This window comes from Methylobacterium sp. E-065, from assembly GCF_022829605.1.
Classification (GTDB): domain Bacteria; phylum Pseudomonadota; class Alphaproteobacteria; order Rhizobiales; family Beijerinckiaceae; genus Methylobacterium.
This window is the reverse complement of sequence record NZ_JAKSYD010000100.1, coordinates 65970-86076: the sequence shown is the minus strand read 5'-3', so window position 1 is coordinate 86076 and position 20107 is coordinate 65970. Positions and strand designations below refer to the sequence as shown.

Here is a 20107-nt window from a genome sequence, read left to right as displayed (position 1 = left end):
CCGGACGACCCTGACCTGACATTGCTGGGTTTACTCTAGTTCTTTTTATAACTGGCCAGCGATATTGATCTTAAAGACCTACTATAGCGTCGTGGATACACCAATTTTAGACGGACTCCGACCAGGTCCAGGCGTGATTCCATCGCGTTAAGGGAATTCCCTGGTGCTCATCTCGTCGACGATGCAAGACGCCCGGTGCACAGCAGAGGCCGGCTATGCCGCATCGGGTCGCCAAGGCGTAAGAATCTGCTATTCAGCGGCCTCAATCCTGCGCGCGCAGGCGTTTCTCAATCGAGCCCTTCATGCGTCTTACCGCTCTTCGCGGGTCGCTCTCAGCGGTCGCGATCACGATCCTGGCCGGCTCCACGGCGGTCGAGGCAGCCACGCCGCCACCCCAACCCGCCGAAGGGCCGGGTGGCGTCGGAGACCGGAAGGCCAATGTGGTGAAGCGCCTCCTCGGACGCGGCACTGCGAGCAGCTACGCCTTCTTCGCCGCTGGGGCTGCACCCGAGGCTGGGCGGCCCGTCGCGATATTTCTGCATGGCTGGGGGATCGTGAATCCTCAGAGCTACGGCGGCTGGATCGATCATCTGGTCCGCCAGGGTTGGCTCGTGGTCCTGCCGCGCTTCCAGGAGGTGAACCGGACGCGGCCCGCAGATGCGCCGGCGATCGCCGAGACGCTTCTCAAGAGCGCGTTGGCGGACCTCGCCTCGGACGCCGAAGCCAAACCGGATCTCACCCGCGTCGCGATGGTCGGCCATCTGGCCGGTGCGCCCCTGGCCCTGGATCTCGCCGCCGATGCCAAGGCGCGGGGCCTGCCTGTGCCGAAACTGATCTTCGCCATGACACCCGGCGGCATTGCCAGCGGACCGAAGTCGCGGGGCATCACGCTCGGCGATCTGTCGACGGTCGACCCGGCGACGATCATCGTTGCCATGGTGGGCGACAAGGATACCCGGGCCGCCGACATGGCCGCCAAACGTCTGCTGCGCGAGGCGAGCGCGGTTCCCCTGGATCGCAAGCTGTTCGTGCGGGTCCTTTCGGACGATCACGGCTTCCCGGCGCTCACCGCGACCCTGGCGTCGCCGGCCGGCCTGGATACGGCCTACGATGGCGGCGCCATCAAGCCTGCGGCGGAGCCCAAGGATGCACCGAAGGACGGGCCGAAGCCTGTGCCCTTCCGCTGGTCCGCCGACATGGCCCTCACAGGCGAGCAGCAGACGCTTGTCGCGCAGGTCAACCTCGCCCGCGTGGATGCGATCGATTACCTGGGCTTCTGGAAGACCTTCGATCTCGCAGCCGCAGCGGCCTTCTCGGGCTCGGATGCAACGGCGCTGAAGAGCAATCCGCGGCTGGCCGATATGGAGCGCTGGAGCGACGGTTGGCCGGTGAAGCGGCTTTTCGTCGAGACGCCGCGCCCAGCTCTGGCCGTTCAGGCCAAACCGCCCGCGCAAGCCAAGCCGGCCGCTGCCGCTCCCCGCGGGCGCTGAGCGGATTTCGCAGCAGCTTGGCCTTGGCGCATGGCTTGCTAGGTTGGTCTCGTTCGGAACGGGAGCGAGTCGATGCCCGAGTTCGTCGCCAGCCTGCTCGCCGCAGCAGCTTTCTGCCTGACGTTGCTTGCCTTGAACGCGCTCACGCGTCTGCTGATCCAGGCCCATCTTGGCTCACCCGACCTCGGCGAGACCGGTTTCCTGCAGGTGGGCGGCGCCCTGGTTGCCGCCCGTGTCGCCTATCGGCGGGGGCCGGGGCGCCAATCGCTCTGAGCGGCCTCGGGGCCGGGGATCGTCACCGAAGGAAGGTCCCGAACGCGCGCGGGCCGTTACCAGTCGGGATGGTTGCCGTCACCTTGAGCGTCGCAGCATCGAGGATGCTCAACGTGTTGTCACCCCAGTTGGCGACGTAGAGACGGCCCTCTGAATCCGCTTCGATCCCCTCTGGGTGATCGCCCACGTCGATATCGGTGATCGGCTTGAGCGTCGTGAGGTCGAAGACGGTGACGCTGCCGGCATATTGGTCGGTGACGAAGCCGCGCCCGCCACTGAGCGCGATGACGTAAGGCCGTCGACCAGTGGCGATCCGGCCGATCTCGCGGCCAGCCGGAATGTCGATCACCGAGACGTCGTCACTCGTGACATTCGCCGTGTAGGCGCGGCCCGAAGCGGCGTCGAAGGTGATGCCGAACGGATGCTGGCCCACCGGGATGGTCTTGATCTCGCGACGGGCCGACGCGTCCACCACCGAGACGGTATCGGCCTCGCGATTGGCCACGTAGAGCGTCCGCCCGTCCGGGCTTATGGCGATCCCCGAGGGGGAGGCCCCGACGGCGATCTCGCCATCCGGCACCAGAGTGCCCTCATGCTCGGACAGCACGAACAAACGGCGCCCGTACCAATCGGCCACGTAGACCCGGCCGCCTTGCGGATCCGCCGCGATGCCGAGCGGCCCACCGGGCAAAGGCACCTCGGCGAGAAGCTTGCCGGCATCGAGATCGATCACGGCGATGCCGTGCCCCTCCGGGCGGGTCACATAGGCACGCCGGCGATCGGCCGATAGCACGATCCCGGCCGGGGCCCCATCCACCGGTATGCGGCGCACCACCTTGCCGGCAGCGAGGTCCACCACCTCGACCGCACCGCCGAGCTGGGCGGTGATGATGGCCTCCCGCGCCGGCTCGGCGCGGGCGACGCTGACCGTGAGGGCGAGGGCGGCGGCGAGCGCCGCCCGGCCCGGGCTCACGAGCCCTTCTCGACCTTGGCCTTCAGGTTGGCGAGGCTCGCCTTGATCCAGTCGCCGACGCCCTTCTCGGACGCCTCGTCGTTGAGATCGGGCGGGGGATCGTTGTTCATGTAGCCGCGGTAGAAGGCGGCCTTCCACTCGACCTTCGACTTGGCATCGCCCGCGGGCTCGACCGTGATCGTGGCCGAATAGTCGTTGGCCGGCAGATCCTTCACGTCGACCTTGTCGATGTAATACGAGAACAGCTTGTCCTCGGGCTTGAACTTGTTGCTGGTCTCGGAGATCTGGTCGCCGTTCTTGAGCGTCAGCACTCGCTTGAACTTACCGGCCGGATCGCCGCTCAGCTCGGTCTTGGTGACGTTCTGCATCCAATCGGCGTTCTTCACGTCGCCGATCACCGCCCACACTTTGTCGGCTGGAGCGTTGATCTCGATCGACTCGTTGATCTTGCGACGGGTCGGGCCATGGGCCTGCGCGGTCGCGGCGACCAGCGCCGCGGTGGCCGCCAAGGCCAGGGTTATTTTTTTCATCTTGTCCTTCTCCTCCCGCGATCAGCGGTCGTCGCGACCGAGGATCCGCGCCGCGGGGCCGATGACCGCCGCGACCTTGTCCTCGATCCAACCCCAGGCCTCGCGTTCGCGGGGTCCGGCGGTCTTGCCCACGGCGATGGCGAGGTAGGCCATCTCCGTCAAGACTTTCTCGGGTTCCAGCATGTGGAGCCGGGTGGAAAGAATAGCGGCTTCCAACACCGCCGCCTGCGCGCGGTTATAGCCGATGAACGGCGCCTTCGCGGCACTGTGAACCATGCGGCCGCGGAAGCGCGGCCGGGTTTCGTGATCCTCGACGACCGCGACCTCGAACTCGGCATGGCCGAAGCTGTCGGCGAGGCACCGGCCCGCGATGACCGCGCAGGGAACGGTCGGCCAATCGCGCCGCCCCGTGACAGCCCCGGCGATCACCCGGATATCGCGGGGACTCGAAGCCGCGAAGCAGGGGTTCGCTTCCAGGTTGACGATAGTCGGCGAGGGCCGGAACGGTGCCAGCACGTAGCCGTCATCCTCGCCGATCAGCCCGAACGGCACGAGGTGCAATTCGCCCGCGGGAGAGAGCGTGGTGACGATGGTTTCCAGGATCAGCGGCATCGGCTCACGCCTGATCGGCCGGCACGAGCCGGCCACAGACAAGTTTGGTCTTCGGCCCCTGCGGCAGTTCCGGCGACGCCTCGGCGCGGGCCGTCGTTTCCGGGATCATCTCGGGTAGCTCCGCGTCGGCGTCGGGCTGCACGAGACGCGCGTCCCGAGTAGCGGGGGGCGGCGCGTCGGGGCCGGAATGGCGGGTGTGACCAACCTTCTTGAAGGCGGTGGCGTCCTCGACCTCGGCATCGGCGGCGCAGCCCCAATCTAGCGGCTCGTCCTGCACGTACCGCTTGCCGAGCCGCCACGCGGTTTCGGCCTTGGCCAGCTCCGCCCCGAGATAGAAGGCGTGGGCGCCGTCGCTCGCCACGTTCAGGTTCGGGAAGAAGGCCATGGCGTCGGTGCCGACCCTGTGGATGTCGCGGTTGTAGACGTGAATGCCGTCCTCCGCGACGGCGATCCGGTAGTTCGGATCGCGGACCTCCGCGGCGGCTGAGACGATATCGGCGGACGTCTGGACGAAGGGCCGCTTGTCGTGAAGCGCCAGCAGCGCCCGGCCGTAGCCTTTGGGCAGCGCTGAATCCGCCTTGGCGGCGAACATCACCCGCCGCGCCGCATCGTGCTCCTCGACGGTGCGGCGGGTGTGGTTGGAGACCTGCACGATCAGCACGTTCTGAATCGTCAGCTCCGAGCACATACCGACGAGCAGCGCGGTGACACCCAGTGAATCCGCCTCGGTCAGTTCCGTGAGATTGCCGGTGCCCATCATCATGGCGATGTCGGGCCAGCGGGCGCGGGTGTCGCGATACCGGCTGATCGAATCCACGAACCCGTGATGGATCGGCTCCAGGATCGGATCGGCCAGGAAGGGCCGGCCGGCCTTGAGCATCCGCTCGATCGCCCGATCGAGGGAGGGCAGATCTTCGGGGCGCGTCGGCACCAGCACGGGCACCGCATCGGTCTCGAAGGCAAGGTCGAGGGTGTCCTCGTTAAGGCTCAGCAGAAAGTCGGCCCCGGCCTGGGCGCCCCGGGCGAGTTCCTCGCGGGAGAAGGAATCGACGCTGACCTTGAGCCCGGCATCCTTCATCGCGCGCACGGCGTCTTCGAGATGGGGAAACGGCGTGTCGGGCAGGCCGCCGAGATCGATCACGTCCGCGCCCCTCCGGGCCAGATCCTGGCCCTTGGCAAGGATTTCTTCGACGCTCATCTTCGAGGCGTCGACGATCTCGGAGAAGATCCGAAGATCGTGTCGGGAGAGATCGATCTTCCGGGCCGAGAGCCCGAGCCAAGCCGGCAGATCGACCACCTCATCGGGGCCCCGCTCCACCGGGACGCCAAAATGAGCGGCCAAGTGCTCCGGATTGGCCCGACAGCGGCCCGGCAGGATCACCCGGGTCGCGCCTTCGGGCAACTTGATCCTGCGGCGGATGATCTCCTCGGTCATCAAAGCCGCGACCTTCACGCCGGCATCCGCGATGCTCCATCGAAATTTTTCGGGGAGGCCGGCCGCGACCTTTTCCAGCCGCGCACGGGCGAGGCGGCCGGTGACGAAGACGATGTGTTCGGGCGCGCTCACGCCGCATCCCTCAGTTCGACGGCGATCCGTCGGTTCGGTCCCCAGATCTCGATCGGTCCGCCGTAGCGGGCGGCGAAGGTCGGGAAGGCCGCATCGACGAGCCCGCCTGACGCGAGAGCGGCGGCGTCACGCCCCGACGGCGCATCGACGGATTTCACCAGTACGCAGCGTTTGCCGGCGACCCGTCCCGCGAGCCAGAGGGCGAGGCTGTCGGAGGTCACGTCCCAGGTCTCCGGGATATCGGGGTGCCCGGCGCGCAGCAGGCGCGGGTTCCAGACGCGCGCCGTGGCGGTCGCAGTCTCGGCCCAGGGCTCCAGGGTGTGGACGAGGCGCGGCTCGATCCCGCGAAATATCCCGGCCGCGTCGCTCATGGCATCGAGCGCCTGGCGATGCGCCTCGGCGTCGCTGAAGCCCTCCCGCGCCTGTGCGGCCCGCACGAGAGCCGCGAAGGTGCCCCCGCCCGGAACGACGATGCAGCGTCCGCACGCGCCATCCGCAATCTCGGCCAGCAGCACGCGACGGCGGTGCGGATCCGCCTCCAGGCTGCCGCCGATCTTGATGACCGAAATCACGCGGCATCCCGCTGGTTGGGGCGAAGCGCCCGCAGCGCCTCGGCGATCCGCAGCGGATCGATGCCTGAGCGACGGTCGAAGTCGCGGCAGAGACCGCCGCGGAAGCCGAGGTAATCCGGCCCATGTTCGGCCAGGGGCGCGATGTCGATGACCCGCAACGAACCCGCGAGGCCGCTCATCAGGCCGTGGGCGCGGCAGGCCTGCGTGAAGGCCGCGAGGTCGCCGGGCGGAGCCAGATCGGGCAGCCGCGCCCCATGCTTGCCGGCGGTGTCGATCATGGCGCCCGCGAAACCTGCTTGTGCCAGCTGCGGGATCAGGTCGGCCGCGGGACCATCCTCGGCGAACAGCACGGCGATCAACCGGTTCGGTGCCGCAGCGGCCAAAGCCGCGAACGCGGCGGGCTCGCGCCGGCGGAGAGTATCGAGACCGGTTTTCACCCAATCAACCCCGGTGGCCGCCATGGCGGCGATCGCAGCGGGCTCTGGATCGGCCACAGCACTCGTCACCGCCCCGCCGGCCACGCGAGCCACGACCTCGCGGACCTGAGCCGGATCGAGGGCGCCCAGCGCCCCGCGCTCGGGATCCTTGGCGTCGATCAGGTCGGCGCCGGCGAGCCGTGCGGCCTCGGCCTCCGCCGGATCGCGGACGCTGACGAGCAGGCGGGGCAGGGGTCTGAGCGGGACGTTGGACGCGGGCACGGATGACTCGAAGAGCGTGTGAAGGGCCTCAGGACTTTCCAGGCAGCGGCTCGGCAAGCAGGCGGTTCTTCACCAGCCAGCGCATCGCGTGGGCCCAGGTATCGTCGGTGTCGGCCCGGATCGTGACCAGCCCGCCGCGCACCACCTTGCCGGTCTCGGCTTCGGCGATGGTGACGTTCAGGTTGAAGATCTGACCCGATCCCTTCTCCACATAACCCGTCGCGACGAGGTCCGCACCCAGGCTCTTGCCGATGTCCGCCGCGCACCCGTTGCACTTGTACAGCGGCCCTTCCTTGGCAACGGTGTCGGCCTTCGGAGCCGTGTCGACGATCTCCAGCCCTGCCTGATCGTGCAGCGCCTTGCGCAGTTCGTCTGTGACGAGCGCCAGCTTCCTGGTGTCGGCCGGCCGCGCCCTGGCTCCGTAGGTCGCGCCCGGCTCGAACAGCTCCACCGGGAACACCGCGGCCTTCCCGGCGGCCAGCGCAGCGGCCGGCAGGACGGTGCCGACGGCGAGGAGACCGCAGGCCGTGGCCGCTTGGAGGGGCAGGTGACGCATGGGCGGGGCGTTCCTCTCGACAATCCGGCCGCTTCGGACGACCTCTATCGGGCCATAGGTCGGGCGACGGGACACTTTGGCAATGTACTTCCCCGTCGGCCTGATCCACGAGGGGCTTAAGCACACCCGGTCATCCGGTCGTCGGGAACGTGAACGGCGCAACCGCAAGCCGCAATTGAGCGGCTGGGACGGAAACTGATAGAGGCCGTGCCTATGCACAATCCTGCAGCCGTAAGACGCGTCGGACGGACGGCAAGGCGGCGCTGGCTCCGGGCCGGCCTCACCCTGCTGGCTCTGATGCCGTTCGCGGCCCGGGCGCAGAAGCCGGCGACGGAATCCATCGAGACCCATATTGGCCTGATCTACCGGCCTCAGCCCGCCCCATCCTCGTACGACGCGGAGGCCGCGCCCGAGGACGAGGGGCTCGCCGGCGCCAAGATGGGCATCGCCGACAACAATACGACCGGCCGCTTCACCAAGCAGACCTACGTCCTCGACGACGTGGCGCTGACGGACGACAAGCCAGATCCGATCGCCGCCGCCAGGGACCTCGTCGGGAAAGGCATCCGCTACCTCGTCCTGGCTCTGCCGGCCGACGCGGTATTGGCAGTGTCCGACGCGGTGAAGGACACGGGCGCCGTGGTGCTCAATGCCGGCGCCGCCGACGACCGGCTGCGCGGTGCCGATTGCCGGGCCAACGTGTTCCACATCCTCCCGTCCCGGGCGATGCTCACCGATGCCTTGGCGCAATACCTCACGGCCATGCGCTGGCGGAAAATCTTCCTGATCGTCGGCCCGACCGATGCCGACAAGGCCTACGCGGACGCCGTGCGCAACTCCGCGCGAAAATTCGCCCTCAAGATCACGGCGGAAAAACCGTGGACTTTCGGGCCCCTGGCCAAGGCGCGAGGCGACACCCCGACCCGCGCGGAAGCGATGGTCTTCACCCGGGGCCTCGACTACGACATGGCGATCGTGGCCGACGAAGAGGGTGATTGGGGCGACTACGTTCCCTATCGCACGGTCGACCCGCGGCCGGTCGGTGGCACGCAGGCACTGACTCCGACCACGTGGTCCCCGGTTCTCGAGACCTGGGGGGCCGCGCAGGCGCAAAACCGGTTCCGCAGGCTCGCCGGACGGCTGATGCGGCCGCTCGACTATCAGGTCTGGGCTGCGGTGCGGACGGTGGGCGAGGCCGTGACCGCCAGGAAGACCAACGATCCGGCGGTGATCGCGCCGTACCTCGCGGAGCCCGCATTCACCCTGCCAGCCTACAAGGGCGTGCCGCTGAGCTTCCGCCCCTGGGACCATCAGCTGCGGCAGGCGATCATCGTGGTGCAGCCGAAGGCGCTGGTCTCAGTGGCGCCCGAGCAGGGTTTCCTGCACCAGCGAACGCCGCTCGATACGCTGGGTGTGGATCTTCCGGAGACCACCTGCAAGTTCAAGTGACCGAGCGCCTGCGGCGTTGACGAGCGCGCCGGACCCTCGCAACGCGCGGATATCGCACTACTATTGGCCCGCGAGAACGTCCCCGGGCAGAGCGCTCACACGGGGCGCCGGGACGACGCAAGGGAAGGGAATGGCATGAGCCGCCGCATCGAGGCAGGACTGAGCGTTGTCGCCCTCGGTACATGGTTCGCCCTATGCGGGCCGGCCGCCGCCTTCACCGCGTATGTTACCAACGAAAAGGGCAACTCGGTCAGCGTCATCGACGCCAACACGATGGCGGTGACCGCCACGTGGAAGGTCGGCCGGCGCCCCCGCGGCGTTACCGTGTCCAAGGACGGCAAGGAGCTGTTCGTCTGCGCGAGCGACGACGACCGGATCGACGTGCTCGACACCAGCACCGGCAAGGTGGTGCGCTCGCTCCGCTCGGGGCCGGATCCGGAGCAGTTCATCCTCGATGCCTCGGGCAACCCGCTCTACGTCGCCAACGAGGACGACAGCCAGGTCACGATCATCGACATCGAGAAGAACAAGGTGCTGGCCGAGGTGCCGGTCGGCGTCGAGCCGGAGGGGATGGGCCTGTCGCCGGACGGGAAGATCCTGGTCAACACCTCCGAGACGACCAACATGGCCCACTTCATCGACACGAAGACCTTCCAGGTCATCGACAACGTGCTGGTGGATGCGCGGCCGCGCTTCGCTGAGTTCACGGCCGACGGGAAGTTCCTGTGGGTCTCGGCCGAGGTCGGCGGCACGGTCAGCGTGATCGACGTGGCCCAGCGCCGAGTGATCAAGAAGATCACTTTCAAGATCCCGAGCGTGAATGACGAGGCGATCCAGCCCGTCGGTATCCGGATCACCAAGGACGGGACCAAGGCCTTCGTGGCGCTCGGCCCCGCCAACCGGGTCGCGGTGATCGACGCCAAGACCTACACGGTCGAGAAGTATCTCCCCGTGGGCCAACGTGTCTGGCAGCTCGCCTTCACGCCGGACCAGAAGCAGCTGTTCACCACGAACGGCACCTCGAACGATGTCTCGGTGATCGACGTGGCCTCCGAGAAGGTGATCAAGAGCATCCCGGTCGGCCTACTGCCGTGGGGCGTGGCGATCTCGCCGAATTGATCCGAGACCACATTAATGGACACCGGTTCGGCGCAAGAGACCGCGCAATAAAAAGGGCTAAGAGCCGCGCATGATTGCAAAGCGATCGGGCACGGTCCTCAAAGAGGGTGGGAAGCGACACGATGCGGATGTTTCGATTGGCGGCCCTCGCCGGCGCCGGGCTGCTCGCGGCCGGTCCGGCCCTCGCGCTGGATCTGACCAAGAAGCGCGAGAACCTGCCCGATCTCGTCCTCGGCGACGATCAGGGCAATGATTTCGCCGTCGAGAACAAGGACATCACGCTCGAATCCGGCAAGGCCTATCGTCTGCGGATCGTCGCCAAGGGGCATCAGGAGTACAAATTCTACGCGCCCGAGTTCTTCCGGTTCATCTGGTTCAATCAGATCGTGATCGAGCACAAGGAGATCCACGGCGGCGGCCCGCCCGATCACTTGGAGTTCGACGATCCGGGTGAGATCGCCATCGAGTTCGTGGCAATCAAGCCGGGCACCTACATCTGGGCGGCGCACGGCCTCGAGTCGAAGGGCATGACTGGCACGTTGACGGTGAAGTGATGCGTGCGATCCTGTTTGCCTCGACCCTGATCCTCGCCGGACCCGCGTTCGCCGCCGATGATGCCTCAACCTGCGCTGAAGGCATCGCGATGATTCGCGACGCCCTGGCGCTGAACCCGCCCGAAGCCGCACTGCCCAAGCTCCGCAAGGCCCTGCGCGTCGCCGAGCGGGAGCAGAAGGAGGGCGAATTCGACGAGTGCCTCGACGCTGTCGCCGAAGCCCGGAAGGTGCTCGGCCGATGAGTGCCGAGGCGGCCCTTCGGGTCGAGCAGGTCGGCCACCGCTTCGGCACCCGGGCGGCGCTGGACGACGTATCGCTCGACGTGGGGCGCGGACGCTTCGCGGCCCTACTCGGGCCGAACGGGGCGGGCAAGACCACGCTGTTCTCGGTGATTACCCGTCTCTACAACAACCAGACCGGGCGGGTTTCGATCTTCGGCCACGCGCTCGACCGCGAGCCCTCTCGGGCGCTCGCGCGGCTCGGCGTGGTGTTCCAAGCGCGTACGCTCGATACCGATCTGACCGTCGAGCAGAACCTCCTGTACCATGCGAGCCTGCACGGCATTGCCCGCAGCGCCGGGAAGGAGCGGGTCGGCGTGCTCCTCGATCGGGTCGGGCTCGCTGATCGGCGGCACGACAAGGTTCGTACGCTTTCGGGCGGGCAGTCGCGCCGAATCGAGATTGCGCGCTCGCTGATCCACCGGCCGGACCTGCTGTTGCTCGACGAGCCGACGGTCGGCCTTGATCTCGAATCGCGCGCCGATATCGTCGCGATCGTGCGCGCTCTGGTGCGCGAGGAGGGCCTGTCGGTCCTCTGGGCGACCCATATCTTCGAAGAGATTTCGCCTGACGACGACGCGATCGTTCTCCATCGCGGCCGGATCGTCGCCCGCGGCCGGGCCGGCGATATCGGCGCGCCCGGGGAAGCGCTCGCCGACGCGTTCCGCCGCATCGTGGCGGAGCCGGGGAGGGTGGCGGCGTGAGGATGCAGATGGGCGACGTGCCGCAGGATCGAGGACGGCATCCATGACGGCGCCGACGCACGTCTCAACGCCGGTCGCGCCGGTGATCGACCGCGCCGCTTCGGCCCGGATCGGCCGCCTCGATTCAGTCGGCTACCTGATCTGCCTCGGCGGCATCGTCCGCCGCGAACTGCTGCGCTTCTTCAATCAGAAGGAACGGTTCTTCTCGGCTTTGGTCCGGCCGCTCGTGTGGCTGTTCATCTTCGCGGCGGGCTTCCGTAACACGCTCGGCGTCTCGATCGAGCCGCCCTACCAGACCTACGTGCTCTACGAGGTCTACGTGGTGCCTGGGCTGGCCGTGATGATCCAGCTGTTCAACGGCATGCAATCGTCGCTCTCGATGGTCTACGACCGCGAGGTCGGCTCCATGAAGGTGCTGCTGACCTCGCCCTATCCGCGCTGGCTGCTGTTGCTCGCCAAGCTGATCGCGGGCGTCGCCGTCTCGGTCGTTCAGGCCTATGCGTTCCTGGCGGTCGCGTATTTCTGGGAGACCGATATCCCGCCGCTCGGCTACCTGACGGCACTCCCGGCCTTCCTGGCCTCGGGGCTGATGCTCGGGGCGATCGGCCTGTTCCTGTCCTCGCTGGTGCGCCAGCTTGAGAACTTCGCCAGCGTGATGAACTTCGTGATCTTCCCGATGTTCTTCGCCTCCTCGGCCCTCTACCCCCTGTGGCGGATCCGGGAATCCTCCGAGACCCTTTACTGGATCTGCGAGCTGAACCCGTTCAGCCACGCGGTCCAGCTCGTCCGTTTCGCCCTCTACGTCCAGTTCGAGCCCGTCGCCTGCGCCGTGGTTGTGGGCGTGACGCTCGCGTTTTTCGGCATGGCGGTGGTCGCCTACGACCCCGGCCGCGGCATCATGGCCCGGCGCGGCGGCCCGGCTGGCGAGACCCCCTGATGGAGCCCGTTTTGATGAACCGTATCGCCTGCCATCTTCTGGGCACCGCTCTCGGCCTATCGCTCCTGGCCGGACCGGCCCTGGCTCAGCCCAAGACCGACCCGGATTGGCCCTGCGTCCAGCGCAAGGTTTCGTCGCTCAGCCCCGGCCAGTTTTGGACCGGGCCCGATGTTGCGGCAGCCGGCGATTGGGGCAGCGACAACAACGCCGCCGTGCTGGCGCAGAAGATCGCCTCGCGCCGCACCGAGCTGTCGCAGGTCGGTCCGCTTCTGGATGACTTCGCCAACACGTTCGGCGCCGACAAGGATGCCAAGGACAAGGCCCTGACCCGGGTCTACGCAGGCGTCTTCGAGGTACTTAACGGCGAACGCGACAAGGTTGTGGGCGGCATCGCGCGTTATGCCCAGGGCCAGCGCCGGATGGCCGAGCGGATCCGCGACGAGGCCGACAAGATCAGCCAGACCAAGGATGCGCCAAGCGCCACGGATGCCACCGAACTGCCCAAGGACCAATCGGAGCTCGAGACGAAGTTCGCCTGGGACCGCCGCATCTTCCAGGAGCGCAGCCAGTCGCTCACCTATGTGTGCGAGGTGCCGCAACTGCTGGAGCAGCGATTGGGTGAGATTGCTCGGATGATTCAGGCGAAGCTCTGATCGGTCGATCAGGAGCCCGGCGGCTTTGCCGAATACTCCCGCCTAGGCTTGCCGAATTGTCCGTAAGTCGCTGAAAAATCAAGAAAAAGTGTTGCGACTACGCCACGGGCCGGGGCGTTCCACGATCCCGGCACCGAAATGGATCCGAAAAGGCCTCGCGGACCATCAGGTCCGATTGTGAACGTCCGATCGACCCGCCATGAGTATTGCCAAGCCCGGGACAACCGGTAGCTGATCTCAAGGCAGGGGAAATGCAATGTCACGTCGGGCGCTTCGGAGCGGCTTGCTCGCGTCTGCTTCAGTGTTGGCGCTTTCGGTCGCCCCGGGTGCAGTACAGGCTCAGCAATCGGTAACGCTGGGCGAGATCAGCGTCGTCTCGACATCACCGGTCGGGGCGGGCGGTGGCAATTCGAGCGGCGCTCAGAACCTCAACACGCTCGGCCAGATCGTGCCGACCGCGCCCGCCGGCCCGATCCGCCTGCGTGGCTCCGAGCAGCCGCTCAACAAGATCCCCAGCACAGTTCAAACGGTAACGCCCCGCCAGATCGACGTCGACCGCGGCACCGACAACATCCTCGCCACCTTCGCCCGTGCGACCCCCGGCGTGAACATCAGCGACTCGCAGGGCAACAGCAACCGCGCGGATCTCAATTACCGCGGCTTCACCGCCTCCCCGGTGCAGGGCGTGCCGCAGGGTCTCGCCGTCTATCAGAACGGCATCCGCATCAACGAGGCCTTCGGCGACGTCGTCAATTTCGACCTGATCCCGCCGCAGGCGATCCAGCGCATCGACGTGGTCACCGGCAACCCGGTCTTCGGCCTCAACGCCATCGGCGGCGCGGTTAACATCCAGATGAAGAACGGCTTCACCTGGCAGGGCACCGAGATCTCGGCCTGGGGCGGATCCGATGCGCGTACCGCCGGCTACCTGCAATACGGCAAGGTGTCGGACAACTGGAGCTTCTACTTCACCGGCGACGGCCTGAACGACCGCGGCTGGCGCTACGAGAACCCGAGCACGATCGGGCGACTCTACGCGGATCTGGGCTACCGCTCGCAGGATTCGGAGTTCCACCTGATCGGGCTCGCCGCCCGCAGCTTCTACGGCGCGGCGGCCGCGACCCCGGTGGATTTCACCCATGTCGATCCCCGGGCGATCTTCACCAATCCGCAGACGCAGACCACGCAGGTCGGTTCGCTGCAATTGACTGGCCGGGTCGACATCTCGCCGACTTGGGACCTCGCCGGCAATGCGTATTACCGGCGCTTCAGCGAGCGCTACGTCGACGGCAACGACGGCAACTTCGAGAATTGCAGTTCACGCTCCAGCTTCCGCGGCTCCCTGTGCTACGAGGATGACGGCTTCAGCCCGTCCGCCGGCCAGTCGCAGAACGCGTTCCGCAACCAGTTCCTGCTGCTCGGCCAGCAGAACCAACGGATCCCGTTCCGGGCCGGCATCCCGTACGGGACGATCGACACCACGCAGACGGAATCGCAGGGCTATGGCGGCTCGCTGCAGGCGGCCAACCGTGACCGGATCTTCGGCCTGCCCAACAGCTTCGTGATCGGCGGCAGCGTCGATGCGGCCGATTACTCGTTCAAGTCGTCGAGCACCCTCGGGGTGATCAACCCGAATCTCTCGATCACGACGGACCCGAACAACCCGTATTACGGCACCATTCCGAGTCTCGGCACGCCTTACATCCGGACGGCCGGCGCACTCGGCATCGCCCCCAGCTCGGTGCAGGGCTCGAACCTGTATCTCGGGCTCTACGCCACCGACACGCTCGACCTGACCGACCGCCTGTCGCTCACCGCGGGCTTCCGGCTCAACTACGCGCATATCCGCTCGGTCGATCAAACCGGCTTCTCGCCGGATGTCACGGGCACGCACGAGTTCACCAAGGTCAACCCGTTGGCGGGCCTGACCTACCAGTTCGACCCGGCGCTCAATCTCTACGGCAGCTACTCCGAGTCGAACCGGGCACCGACGCCGCTCGAACTCGCCTGCGCCAATCCCGATCGGCCCTGCCTGCTGCCGAACTCGCTGGTGGCCGACCCGCCGCTCAAGCAGGTCACCGGCCAGACCTACGAGGTCGGCTTCCGCGGCGTGATCCCGAGCTTCCTCTCGGGTGGCGCCCTGACCTACAAGGCCGGCGTCTTCCGCACCGACCTGACCAACGACATCATCCAAATCGCCGTCGCCGGCAACGCCGCGCGGGCCTACTTCGTGAACGTACCTTCGACCCGGCGGCAGGGCATCGAGGTCAGCACCGAATATGTCGTGACCCCCGAGCTGCTGGTCTACGCCAACTACGCGCTGATCGACGCCACCTACCAGTTCAACCAGACGCTGTCCTCGCCCAACAACCCGTTCTCCGATGACGGGGCTATCAATGTCCGCAAGGGTAACAAGCTGCCTCTGATCCCGGATCATCAGATCAAGGCCGGGTTCGAGTACAACATCACCCCGAACTGGCGGTTCGGCCTCAACGTCTCGGCCTTCTCGTCGTCCTACTTCCGCGGCGACGAATCGAACCTGAACCGCAAGCTGCCGGCCTACTACGTGATGAACCTGACGACGAAGTATCAGGTCACCAAGAACCTGGAGATCTTCGGGCTGATCACCAACCTGACCAATAACCGCTATGCGACGTTCGGCACCTTCGCGGAGCGGGGGTCGATCGCCGGCAACCTGTCGATTAACGACCCGCGGACCACGACCCTGGCCCAGCCGCTCTCGGTCTATGCCGGCCTGACCTATCGCTTCGGTGCCGATCCGGTGCCGATGGCGCCGGAGCCGATCATCCGCAAGTACTGACACCACAAGCGACAGGGGCGGGCGCCTCCCGCGGTCTTCGGGCCGCGCGGGGCGCCCGTCTGCGTTTGGAGATCGCCGTGCGGCCTCCTGTCTCGGGAACGGGCCAGTGCGCCCGGAGTCTCCTCGGTGAGTCGGCTGAGCCCCTGCCGGAGCTCGCGCGCCGAACGAACCGCAATGCCTGGAGACCTGTCTCGATGATGTTCCGTTTTGCCGTCGCAGCCCTAACCCTCGCCGCAGCCACGCCCGCCCTCGCGACACCCTGCGCCGACGAGGTCAGCACCCTGCAGCGGCGGCTCGATAGCGCCGGCGCGGCCATGGTGACGGGCAAGACTCCGCCCGGCGGTGTGACCTCCTCGGATTCACCGAAGGCGCTCGATAAGCCGCCGGCCCTGACCCAGTCGGACGCGGCCGTGAAGCCGACCGCTGCAGGCGTCGAGGAAGCCAAGAAGCTGGTCGCCAAAGCAGGTGAGCAGGACAAGGCCGGCGACGCACAGGGCTGCCGCGACACGATCATGAAGGCCAAGGAGAAGGCCGGCGCGCTGCCGTAGTCGCAAGCATGACGCGGCCCCGACCGGATTTCGGTCGGGGCCGCGTGTCGGCGCGCTCAGTAGGCGTTCTCGGTCTTGAGCAGCGCGAAAGGCGTGGTTGCCAGGATCTGGAGGTCGAGGAGTACCGACCAGTTCTCGATGTAGTAGAGGTCGTGCTCGACCCGCCGCTGTAGTTTCTCGGACGTGTCGGTCTCGCCGCGCCAGCCGTTGACCTGAGCCCAGCCAGTGAGGCCGGGCTTCACCTTGTGGCGGGCGAAGTAACCGTCGACAACTTGGTCATACAGGGTGTTGGCCGCCTTAGCTTGCAGGGCGTGCGGCCGCGGGCCGACGAGCGAGAGATCACCCTTCAGAACGTTGAACAGCTGCGGCAGCTCGTCGAGCGAGGTCTTGCGGATGAAGCGGCCCACCGGCGTGACGCGCGGGTCGCCACGGGTCACCATCTTTGAGGCTCCCGCGTCGCACTGATCGACATACATCGAGCGGAACTTGAAGACCTCGATCAGCTCGTTGTTGAAGCCATGGCGCTTCTGCCGGAACAGCACCGGCCCGCGCGAGCTCAGGCGCACGGCGAGCGCCACGCTCATCATCACCGGCGACAAGGCGAGCAGCATCAGCAGGCCGACGCAGCGGTCGAACAGCGCTTTGACCACGACATCCCAATCCGCAATCGGCTTGTCGAACACGTCGAGCACCGGCACCGAGCCGAGATAGGAGTAGCTGCGCGGCCGCAGACGCAGCTTGGCGGCATGGGCCGAGAGCCGGATGTCGATCGGGAGCACCCAGAGCTTGGCGAGCATCTGCAGGATGCGCGCTTCGGCGGTGATGGGAATGGTGAAAACGATCAGGTCGAGCCGCGCATGCCGCGCGTAGGCCACGAGGTCGTCGACATTGCCGAGCTTCGGATGGCCCGCCACCACGTCCGACGATCGGTCCGTGTTGCGGTCGTCGAAGACGCCGACGATGCGGATACCGCTGTCGCTCTGCGCCTCAAGGGCTGCGATCAGGTCCTCCGCCGGCTTGCCGCCGCCCACGATCGCGGTGCGCCGGTCGAACCGGCCCGCGCGGGTCTGCGCCTCGACGACCCGAAAGAGGATGAAGCGTCCGATTAGCAGCGCGCCGAGCCCTGTGCCGTGAAAGGTCGCCAGCCACAGCCGTGAGTAATGGTCGGCGACTTTGGCGAGCACCAAGCCGGCCGCCACCACCAGGAAGGTCAGCGACCACGCGGTGGTGATCCGGATCGCGCTCTTGAAGAAGGTGCGGAACGCGGCGACCCGGTAACAACCCGCGGTCTGGAGCAGGGCGACCGTGATCACGGCGATACACCCGATCGCCCCGGCATAGGTCACGCCGAAGGCCACCCGCCCATACAGCATGACGAGGTGGAGCAACGCACCGAGGCCGTAGATCAGGGCACCTTCCAGCGCACGGACCAGCCCGGCAACCACGACCGGCGAGATCGCAGTGCGGCCCGGAACGGCTGTCTCGGCCAGCGGCACCACAGCGTCGGCGCGATGGTGGGGTTGCGCTTCAAGAGGAGTGGCGGCCTCGAGAAGATCGCGGATGTCGAACGCACTCATCGAACGGCCCTCTTCCGCGCCAGCCGGCGGTTTCCTCAATCACAGCGTGGCACGGGGCATTGTCGGAAGACTTAAGACCACGCCACCCACGACGTTATTGATCGTCGGGGCGCGGGTGGCTGGTCACGCAGACTCAGTCCGCGGGTCAGGCCGTCCGTGGCGCCGCGAGTTCCGGAACCTTGACGGTGCGACGGTCGGCGCGGGCCTGGAACGCGGCGGCGTAGCCCGAGATCACTTCGATGCCCATGCGCTCCAGGGAGAAGCGTTGGTGAACCGACGTGCTGAGCGCCTGCACCCGGGCGTCGAGCGCTTCCGGCGCTTCATCGAGGACCCGACGGATGCCGGAGGCGAGGCCCTCGGGGTCGCGAGGCGGAATGAGATCGCCCGCCGCCTGCCCGAAGATCTCGGGGATCCCGCCGACCCGGGTGGCGACCAGCGGCTGCCCAGCGGCGGCGGCCTCCAGAACCACGTAGGGCAGCGATTCCGCGAGGGAGGGGACCACCAGGATCCGGCCCCGCGCCAAGACGGATCGGATCGCCTGCGGCGGCTCGAACGAGACGGCCTCACCCAATCCGAGACGGTCGACGTTCTGCCGCAGGATCTCGGCGTCCGGCCCGGACCCGACCATCAGCAGGCGCAACGCCCGGCCTTCCGCCCGAACCTGAACGAGGGCCTCGAGCAGGTAGCGCAGGCCCTTCGCCTCCCGCAGCTCACCGACGTAGAGCAGATCGAAGGGGTCCTCGACCCGCTCGACGGGTTCGAACTCGGCGTCGGCGAGGCCGTTATGGACGATGCGCGTCACCTGTTCCGGGCCGCCGACGAAGCGTCGGTGGCGACCGGCGACGTACTCGCTCTCGAACAGGAACGCGTCGGTCCGGCGGGCCAGGACCGCTTCGGCGCCCATGTAGAGGCGGTGCAACGCGGTGCCGGGCCGATAGTTGTAGCTGCCGCCATGGGGCGTGTAGCTGCGGATCGCTGCGCTGCTCCGGGCGAGCCTGGCATAGGCGCCACCCTTCGCGCCATGGCCGTGGAGGACATCGGCACCCACCATGGCCGCCCGCCGGCCGACCGCCTTCAGGCATCCCCAATCGGAGCGATCCGGATTGCGCCGCATCGGGATCCGGACGAGGCCGAGTTCGAGGCAAGGCAGGAGGTCGGCCAGCGCCCGCTCGCCCCGCTCGCCACCGGTCGTCGAGTCGCAGATGATCCCCACCGCGTGTCCCGCCGCGGCCTGGAGGCGGGCCAGATCCATCACGTGCCGGAAGAGCCCGCCGACGGGAGCCCGGAAGATGTGTAGGATCCGGTAACGCTCTGCGGCTCGAGCATCGTTCGACTTGGCGACCACGGTATCGCTCCCGGTGAAAACTGTCCCGGGATTTATGGAGCGCCAGTGGTCGTGGGGCTCTTAAGCGCAGCTCATCTGCTGCATCCTTTTCATTGACAGGGTAAGCAGAGTTTTACTGCGCTGGAAACAAGTCACGTCAACGGTAGACCGTTCAGGCTTGCCCAGATCGTGCCGTAATGGCAGGCGGTAGCGGCTAGCACGAAGCCGTGCCAGATCGCGTTCTGGAAGGGCAATGTCCGCCAGATGTGGAACACCACACCGATCGAGTAGAGGGCACCGCCGATGGCCAGCAGCCAGAGCGCGGTCGGCTGCAGACTGGCGATCACCGACTCGTAGGCGAACAGGCCGCTCCAGCCGAGCATCAGGTAGAGACCGATGGACAGCCGATCGAACCGCCCGGGCAGGAACAGCTTGACGCCGATTCCGATGAGGGCGACCGCCCAGATCATCGCCAGCAGCAGGTAGGCGCGCGGTCCGGATCCCACGAGGGCGACGAGCGGCGTGTAGGTGCCGGCGATCATCAGGTAGATCAGGGCGTGATCGGCCCGGCGCAGCAGCCATTTGCGTGGGCTGACTGGATACAGATTGTACAGGGCCGAAACGCCGAGCATCAGCACGAGTGCGGTCGCGTACACGACAACGGCGACACGCTCGCCAACACCGAGATGCGCGGTGAGTGCCGTCGCCACCATCGCGGCGGCGCCGGCCAGCCCGAGGACAACGCCGAGACCGTGGATCACGCCATCCGCCACGATCTCGCGGGGCGTGTAATGCCACGTCAGAGAGAGTGGGCGACCATCCTCCGCGAGAGACATCATCCAGCCTCCTGCCACGCCTGCAGTCTAAAGCTG

The 20107-nt window shown here is 67.0% G+C and carries 21 protein-coding genes; 11 read left to right on the top strand and 10 right to left on the bottom strand.

Translation table 11 applies throughout. The features are described from left to right. Positions 1 to 302 precede the first annotated feature (302 nt). On the top strand, positions 303 to 1490 hold the full coding sequence (locus MKK84_RS10560) for a chlorophyllase/cutinase-like alpha/beta fold protein (RefSeq protein WP_243919470.1): 1188 nt from the start codon (positions 303 to 305) through the stop codon (positions 1488 to 1490). Positions 1491 to 1562: 72 nt separating this feature from the next. After that, positions 1563 to 1763 (top strand): hypothetical protein, encoded by a 201-nt coding sequence (locus tag MKK84_RS10555; RefSeq protein ID WP_243919469.1) that lies wholly within the window; start codon positions 1563 to 1565, stop codon positions 1761 to 1763. Between the two features lie 22 nt (positions 1764 to 1785). Here MKK84_RS10555 and MKK84_RS10550 read toward each other — a convergent pair whose 3' ends face one another. The 7 genes from MKK84_RS10550 to MKK84_RS10520 are packed head-to-tail and all read right to left on the bottom strand — an operon-like array spanning position 1786 to position 7271. Beyond that, complete coding sequence (locus tag MKK84_RS10550) at positions 1786 to 2736, bottom strand: YncE family protein (RefSeq protein WP_243919468.1); 951 nt, start codon at positions 2734 to 2736, stop codon at positions 1786 to 1788. Further along, on the bottom strand, positions 2733 to 3266 hold the full coding sequence (locus MKK84_RS10545) for an SRPBCC family protein (RefSeq protein WP_243919467.1): 534 nt from the start codon (positions 3264 to 3266) through the stop codon (positions 2733 to 2735). The genes MKK84_RS10550 and MKK84_RS10545 overlap by 4 nt, the downstream gene beginning before the upstream one ends. A gap of 21 nt (positions 3267 to 3287) precedes the next feature. Then, positions 3288 to 3878: a DUF447 domain-containing protein gene (locus tag MKK84_RS10540; RefSeq protein WP_243919466.1), complete on the bottom strand. Its 591-nt coding sequence runs from the start codon at positions 3876 to 3878 to the stop codon at positions 3288 to 3290. A 4-nt stretch (positions 3879 to 3882) separates the two neighbouring features. Then, on the bottom strand, positions 3883 to 5445 hold the full coding sequence (locus MKK84_RS10535; protein ID WP_243919465.1) for a DUF6513 domain-containing protein: 1563 nt from the start codon (positions 5443 to 5445) through the stop codon (positions 3883 to 3885). After that, positions 5442 to 6017, bottom strand: coding sequence for a uridylate kinase (locus MKK84_RS10530; protein WP_243919462.1), 576 nt, complete (start codon positions 6015 to 6017; stop codon positions 5442 to 5444). Before MKK84_RS10530 ends, MKK84_RS10535 begins: the two co-directional genes overlap by 4 nt. Further along, on the bottom strand, positions 6014 to 6715 hold the full coding sequence (locus MKK84_RS10525) for a (5-formylfuran-3-yl)methyl phosphate synthase (RefSeq protein WP_243919460.1): 702 nt from the start codon (positions 6713 to 6715) through the stop codon (positions 6014 to 6016). Before MKK84_RS10525 ends, MKK84_RS10530 begins: the two co-directional genes overlap by 4 nt. A 28-nt stretch (positions 6716 to 6743) precedes the next feature. Then, positions 6744 to 7271 carry a DUF3280 domain-containing protein gene (locus tag MKK84_RS10520; RefSeq protein ID WP_243919458.1) on the bottom strand — a complete coding sequence of 176 codons (528 nt, stop codon included), beginning with the start codon at positions 7269 to 7271 and terminating at the stop codon, positions 6744 to 6746. Between the two features lie 213 nt (positions 7272 to 7484). On the opposite strand from MKK84_RS10520, the gene MKK84_RS10515 reads away from it, so the two are divergent. The 9 genes from MKK84_RS10515 to MKK84_RS10475 all read left to right on the top strand — a co-directional run bounded on the left by MKK84_RS10515 (position 7485) and on the right by MKK84_RS10475 (position 16334). Continuing rightward, positions 7485 to 8720, top strand: a complete 1236-nt coding sequence (locus tag MKK84_RS10515; protein ID WP_409566486.1) for an ABC transporter substrate-binding protein — start codon at positions 7485 to 7487, stop codon at positions 8718 to 8720. Positions 8721 to 8855: 135 nt separating this feature from the next. Then, on the top strand, positions 8856 to 9839 hold the full coding sequence (locus MKK84_RS10510) for a YVTN family beta-propeller repeat protein (protein ID WP_243919456.1): 984 nt from the start codon (positions 8856 to 8858) through the stop codon (positions 9837 to 9839). A gap of 128 nt (positions 9840 to 9967) precedes the next feature. Further along, a complete protein-coding gene (locus MKK84_RS10505; protein WP_243919673.1) occupies positions 9968 to 10393 on the top strand; it encodes a hypothetical protein in 426 nt (141 codons plus the stop codon). Beyond that, positions 10393 to 10635, top strand: a complete 243-nt coding sequence (locus MKK84_RS10500; RefSeq protein ID WP_243919449.1) for a hypothetical protein — start codon at positions 10393 to 10395, stop codon at positions 10633 to 10635. Before MKK84_RS10505 ends, MKK84_RS10500 begins: the two co-directional genes overlap by 1 nt. Continuing rightward, the gene (locus MKK84_RS10495; RefSeq protein WP_243919447.1) at positions 10632 to 11375 is read left to right on the top strand and encodes an ABC transporter ATP-binding protein; all 744 of its coding nucleotides are present in this window, start codon (positions 10632 to 10634) and stop codon (positions 11373 to 11375) included. Before MKK84_RS10500 ends, MKK84_RS10495 begins: the two co-directional genes overlap by 4 nt. Positions 11376 to 11418: 43 nt before the next feature. Beyond that, positions 11419 to 12312 carry an ABC transporter permease gene (locus tag MKK84_RS10490; protein WP_243919445.1) on the top strand — a complete coding sequence of 298 codons (894 nt, stop codon included), beginning with the start codon at positions 11419 to 11421 and terminating at the stop codon, positions 12310 to 12312. Between the two features lie 14 nt (positions 12313 to 12326). Beyond that, the gene (locus tag MKK84_RS10485) at positions 12327 to 12965 is read left to right on the top strand and encodes a hypothetical protein (RefSeq protein WP_243919443.1); all 639 of its coding nucleotides are present in this window, start codon (positions 12327 to 12329) and stop codon (positions 12963 to 12965) included. Positions 12966 to 13221: 256 nt separating this feature from the next. Then, positions 13222 to 15786, top strand: a complete 2565-nt coding sequence (locus MKK84_RS10480; RefSeq protein WP_243919441.1) for a TonB-dependent receptor — start codon at positions 13222 to 13224, stop codon at positions 15784 to 15786. Positions 15787 to 15980: 194 nt separating this feature from the next. Further along, positions 15981 to 16334, top strand: coding sequence for a hypothetical protein (locus MKK84_RS10475; RefSeq protein ID WP_243919439.1), 354 nt, complete (start codon positions 15981 to 15983; stop codon positions 16332 to 16334). A 56-nt stretch (positions 16335 to 16390) separates the two neighbouring features. Here the strand turns inward: MKK84_RS10475 and MKK84_RS10470 are convergent, their stop codons facing one another. The 3 genes from MKK84_RS10470 to trhA all read right to left on the bottom strand — a co-directional run bounded on the left by MKK84_RS10470 (position 16391) and on the right by trhA (position 20071). Further along, positions 16391 to 17911: an undecaprenyl-phosphate glucose phosphotransferase gene (locus tag MKK84_RS10470; protein WP_243919438.1), complete on the bottom strand. Its 1521-nt coding sequence runs from the start codon at positions 17909 to 17911 to the stop codon at positions 16391 to 16393. 145 nt (positions 17912 to 18056) lie between these two features. Continuing rightward, entirely contained in the window at positions 18057 to 19256 is a 1200-nt protein-coding gene (locus MKK84_RS10465) for a glycosyltransferase family 4 protein (RefSeq protein ID WP_243919437.1), read from the bottom strand. A 131-nt stretch (positions 19257 to 19387) separates the two neighbouring features. Beyond that, complete coding sequence (gene trhA / locus MKK84_RS10460) at positions 19388 to 20071, bottom strand: PAQR family membrane homeostasis protein TrhA (protein WP_243919666.1); 684 nt, start codon at positions 20069 to 20071, stop codon at positions 19388 to 19390. Between the last annotated feature and the right edge of the window lie 36 nt (positions 20072 to 20107).

Bases quoted from the DNA above. Each gene is read 5' to 3' on its own strand.
- MKK84_RS10475 (WP_243919439.1), top strand. From the start codon at position 15,981: ATGATGTTCCGTTTTGCCGTCGCAGCCCTAACCCTCGCCGCAGCCACG.
- MKK84_RS10555 (WP_243919469.1), top strand. From the start codon at position 1,563: ATGCCCGAGTTCGTCGCCAGCCTGCTCGCCGCAGCAGCTTTCTGCCTG.
- MKK84_RS10480 (WP_243919441.1), top strand. From the start codon at position 13,222: ATGTCACGTCGGGCGCTTCGGAGCGGCTTGCTCGCGTCTGCTTCAGTG.
- MKK84_RS10485 (WP_243919443.1), top strand. From the start codon at position 12,327: ATGAACCGTATCGCCTGCCATCTTCTGGGCACCGCTCTCGGCCTATCG.
- MKK84_RS10505 (WP_243919673.1), top strand. From the start codon at position 9,968: ATGTTTCGATTGGCGGCCCTCGCCGGCGCCGGGCTGCTCGCGGCCGGT.
- MKK84_RS10490 (WP_243919445.1), top strand. From the start codon at position 11,419: ATGACGGCGCCGACGCACGTCTCAACGCCGGTCGCGCCGGTGATCGAC.
- MKK84_RS10540 (WP_243919466.1), bottom strand. From the start codon at position 3,878: ATGCCGCTGATCCTGGAAACCATCGTCACCACGCTCTCTCCCGCGGGC.
- MKK84_RS10560 (WP_243919470.1), top strand. From the start codon at position 303: ATGCGTCTTACCGCTCTTCGCGGGTCGCTCTCAGCGGTCGCGATCACG.
- MKK84_RS10545 (WP_243919467.1), bottom strand. From the start codon at position 3,266: ATGAAAAAAATAACCCTGGCCTTGGCGGCCACCGCGGCGCTGGTCGCC.
- MKK84_RS10470 (WP_243919438.1), bottom strand. From the start codon at position 17,911: ATGAGTGCGTTCGACATCCGCGATCTTCTCGAGGCCGCCACTCCTCTT.
- MKK84_RS10515 (WP_409566486.1), top strand. From the start codon at position 7,485: ATGCACAATCCTGCAGCCGTAAGACGCGTCGGACGGACGGCAAGGCGG.
- MKK84_RS10510 (WP_243919456.1), top strand. From the start codon at position 8,856: ATGAGCCGCCGCATCGAGGCAGGACTGAGCGTTGTCGCCCTCGGTACA.
- MKK84_RS10520 (WP_243919458.1), bottom strand. From the start codon at position 7,271: ATGCGTCACCTGCCCCTCCAAGCGGCCACGGCCTGCGGTCTCCTCGCC.
- trhA (WP_243919666.1), bottom strand. From the start codon at position 20,071: ATGTCTCTCGCGGAGGATGGTCGCCCACTCTCTCTGACGTGGCATTAC.
- MKK84_RS10495 (WP_243919447.1), top strand. From the start codon at position 10,632: ATGAGTGCCGAGGCGGCCCTTCGGGTCGAGCAGGTCGGCCACCGCTTC.
- MKK84_RS10500 (WP_243919449.1), top strand. From the start codon at position 10,393: ATGCGTGCGATCCTGTTTGCCTCGACCCTGATCCTCGCCGGACCCGCG.